Annotated in this window: 1 protein-coding gene and 1 pseudogene; one reads left to right on the top strand and one right to left on the bottom strand. The window is 64.9% G+C overall.

Annotated elements, in window-relative coordinates; genetic code table 11:
• Window positions 1-400: 400 nt before the first annotated feature.
• On the bottom strand, window positions 401-1,618 hold the full coding sequence (locus AC0L3O_RS35280) for an IS110 family RNA-guided transposase (RefSeq protein WP_473618130.1): 1,218 nt from the start codon (window positions 1,616-1,618) through the stop codon (window positions 401-403).
• Window positions 1,619-1,883: 265 nt separating this feature from the next.
• Here AC0L3O_RS35280 and AC0L3O_RS35275 point away from each other — a divergent pair.
• Window positions 1,884-2,086: pseudogene (locus AC0L3O_RS35275) on the top strand (transposase); the annotation flags it as partial.
• Window positions 2,087-2,161 lie beyond the last annotated feature (75 nt).

Genomic DNA, 2,161 nt, shown 5'->3' with positions numbered 1-2,161 from the left:
GGGTGGAGAACAACATCGAGGAGACGCTGAGCTTCTATCGGCTGCCGCTGCCGCATCACAAGCACATGAAGTCGACGGATGACATCGACAAGCCCGATTTCGGCCTTTTTGACTCCTGTTGCGTTTCTTTGTTCGGCTCAGGTGAGCCTGTTTCTTCGTCCCGGCCCACAGGATTTCCCGTGCGAGCGTGTCGAGACGCAGTCAAGGCTGGCCGGTGCGATGGCGCCACGGCCGGCTGCGAGGTTTCCAGGCCACGCCTTGACGGCGTCGAGCACGGCGCCAGTCTGGAGCGGACGGAGACGGCGGTCGTGCCGGCACATTCCTTATGCTATATTTGTCCGGCACGGACGACCACGTGGCAAAGAGTGGTGCGAGGGGATGAGAGTGCCGCCACGCAGCTTTATAGTCGTTCCTCTTTTGTGGCGTCCGTGCGCCGCTTCGGCCCGCGTGGCCGCCAATGCCGAACCATCAGCTCGTAGGCACGCTCGGCATTCTCGGCCGCGGCTTTCTCGCTGTTTCGCAACTCCTTCACGTTGTAGGCGTAAGCCGAACCGCGGCGACCGACACCGCGCTCGCCCGGCGCGCCAGCCTTGAGAGCGAGCTGCCTCTGCTTTGCCGCGACCAGCGCCGGGCGAGCCCAGAAGTAGTCCTGCTCCTTTGTCAGCAGATGCCAGATCAACACCGCGAGCTTGCGGGCGACCGCCACGGCCGCGACCTGATGGCCACGCTTGTTGCGGATGCGTAAGAAGAAGGCCCTGAGCGGTCCGGGCGCCTTCGTCGCCGCCCAGGCGGCCTCGACCAGCATGGCGCGGGCGTGGGAACGACCATGTTTGCTGATCCGGCCATATTGCGCCAAGCCAAGACCGGATTGGCGTACACGCGGATTGAGGCCGAAGTAGCTCACCAGCTTCTGCGGCTCGCGGAACCGCCGGATGTCGCCGACGGCAGCGATGATGCCGGTTGCGACGATGGCATTGACGCCGGTGATCGTCTGCAGCTGACGGACCTGCGGATCGTCAACCGCTTCCCGGGCGATGTCGCGATCAAGGTCGGCCAAATCCTCGGCCAGACGGTCGATCTCGCGGATGTGCCGTGCGATCGCGGCTCTTTCATCGTCGGGAAGCGCCTGCCGCTCGAGCCAGGCCCGGCCGCGATGGTTGAACAGGTCGGCATGCGGGCACTTCGGCACGAGATGCGCCTGCAGGATGCCATGCACCTCGTTCTTCACTCGCGTGCGGTGTCGCACGACCTGGTTGCGGCGAGCAACGAGGCGGCGCAGCCGCTCGGTCCGCTCGTCAGGAATCCACACCTCCGGCAGGAAGCCGCTGGCATGCAGCTGGGCCAGGACACCGGCATCGATCTTGTCGGTCTTGATCCTGGCATGGGCGATCGCCTTCACCTGCATCGGGTTGGCAACGATCACCCGGTCGACGTAGGGCGACAGCACGCGCACCACTGCCATGGCGTTGCCCGTCGCCTCGACGACCACCTCATCCGTCCGTCGCATACTGCGGCCGAAACCTTCCAGCCCCGAGCGGGTCATGTCGACCCGTCCGTGATGGCGCAGCCGGCCGTCTTCCCAAACCACCACCTCCGCAAAGGTGCGGTGGATGTCCATTCCAATCACACGTCTCATCAGCTCCCTCTCCTCAAACAGTCGGGAGCCGGCGGGCGACGCGACACCTACGGATCCGCGCTCTCGGCGCAACCGGGCAGGTCGCAGGGGCGGCCAGCTACTAACGCGAGCTCGCAGCTCATCGAATACATCGGCCTGCCCGCACTTGGCGTGCTCCCGGTGCCCCTGTCCCGGATGGTCGCACCATACGCCAAAAGCCTTTCATCTCCAGCGGGGATCAGGTGGCACCGTCATGATCATACCGGTTACGAACATGCTGGAGCGGCTGAACCAGGAGATCAAGCGGCGCACCCTGGTCGTTCGCATCTTCCCAGTCCGCAGAGCTGTTTGCGGCTGGTTCGGGCATTGGCGGTGGAGATCCACGAGAACTGGCTCGAGGTGACCCGCTACCTCAACATGGATCATCTGCGCGAGCACAAGAAGGAGAACCTGAGGGCACTGGCCGCCTGACGCGGCCGCCATGTCCGCCGCTCCGCTAAACACGGGGGCTGCGCGGCGGACACGCCAACGTCACCGCTGAATGCC

Source organism: Mesorhizobium sp. WSM4810, assembly GCF_055811235.1.
The sequence above is the reverse complement of the archived record's forward strand: the minus strand, read 5'-3'. Positions and strand labels throughout refer to the sequence as shown.